Raw genomic sequence first — 1,382 nt, forward strand, 5'->3', positions numbered from 1 at the left:
GGGAGTGTCTAATCAACGGCGGATCTGATGATCAAGGAGACGCCAGATGACCGAGACCGCCGTTGGGCCCGAGTCCGTTGAACTGACCGGCGACGAATCGCCGTCGGATGCGACGACGGACGAGCAGTTGATCGCGATGCTCGTGGACCGGGCCCGCAGCGAGGGACTCCAGCTGACCGGCGAGGGCGGGCTGTTGCAGCAGCTGACCAAGCGGGTGCTGGAGTCCGCCCTGGAGGGTGAGATCACCGACCATGTCGGCTATGAGAAGCACGACCCGGCTGGGAAGAACAACGGCAACAGCCGTAACGGCACGCGTGCGAAGATCGTGCTGACCGACGTCGGGCCGGTCGAGGTGAAGGTACCCCGGGACACCGCCGGCACGTTCGAGCCGCAGATCGTCAAGAAGCGGCAGCGACGCCTGACCGGGGTGGATGAGATGGTGCTGTCCCTGTCGGCGAAGGGGCTCACGCACGGGGAGATCTCCGCGCACCTGGCCGAGGTGTATGGCGCCGAGGTGTCCAAACAGACCATCTCCACCATCACGGACAAGGTCATGGAGGGCATGGGCGAATGGCAGAGCCGTCCGCTCGACCGCGTCTACCCGGTGCTGTTCGTGGACGCCATCAACGTGAAGATACGCGACGGCCAGGTGGCAAACCGTCCCATTTACGTGGTGATGGCGGTGACCGTGGAGGGCCACCGTGACATCCTCGGGATCTGGGCGGGTGACGGCGGCGAGGGTGCGAAGTACTGGCTGCACGTGTTCACCGAGCTCAAGAACCGCGGCCTCCATGACGTGCTGATGCTGGTCTGCGACGGACTGAAGGGCCTGCCGGAGGCGGTGGAGACGGTCTGGCCCCGCACAATTGTTCAAACGTGTGTGGTTCACCTGCTGCGCAACAGCTTCCGCTACGCGGCCCGCCAGGACTGGGACAAGGTCGCCAAGGCCCTCAAGCCCGTCTACACCGCCCCCAGCGAGGACGCGGCCACGGAACGATTCTTGGAGTTCCAGGAGGCATGGGGCCGAAAGTATCCGGCGATCGTGAAGCTGTGGTCGGACGCCTGGGCCGAGTTCGTGCCCTTCCTCTCCTTCGACGTCGAGATCCGAAAGGTCATCTGCAGCACCAACGCGATCGAGAGCGTGAACGCCCGGATACGCAAGGCCGTCCGCGCCCGCGGCCATTTCCCCAACGAAGCAGCGGCTCTCAAGTGCATCTACATGGCGCTGATGAGCCTGGACCCGACGGGGAAGGGCCGCAAGCGGTGGACCATGCGCTGGAAGGCACCCTTGAACGCCTTCCAGATCGCCTTCGAGGGCCGCCTGACCCCGAGCAACAACTGACCACTCAACAACCAAGATCAGCCGTTAAGTTGACACACCC

1 protein-coding gene is annotated in these 1,382 nt (G+C 64.5%); it reads left to right on the forward strand.

Annotated features, from left to right (window positions below; all coding sequences use genetic code 11):
* The first annotated feature begins 46 nt into the window (after positions 1–46).
* Positions 47–1,342: an IS256 family transposase gene (locus P2L57_RS39780; protein WP_372516100.1), complete on the forward strand. Its 1,296-nt coding sequence runs from the start codon at positions 47–49 to the stop codon at positions 1,340–1,342.
* Positions 1,343–1,382 lie beyond the last annotated feature (40 nt).

Source organism: Streptantibioticus ferralitis, assembly GCF_029223525.1.
Classification (GTDB): domain Bacteria; phylum Actinomycetota; class Actinomycetes; order Streptomycetales; family Streptomycetaceae; genus Streptantibioticus_A; species Streptantibioticus_A ferralitis.

Coding starts and splice junctions, on each gene's coding strand:
- P2L57_RS39780 (WP_372516100.1), top strand. CDS start 47: ATGACCGAGACCGCCGTTGGGCCCGAGTCCGTTGAACTGACCGGCGAC.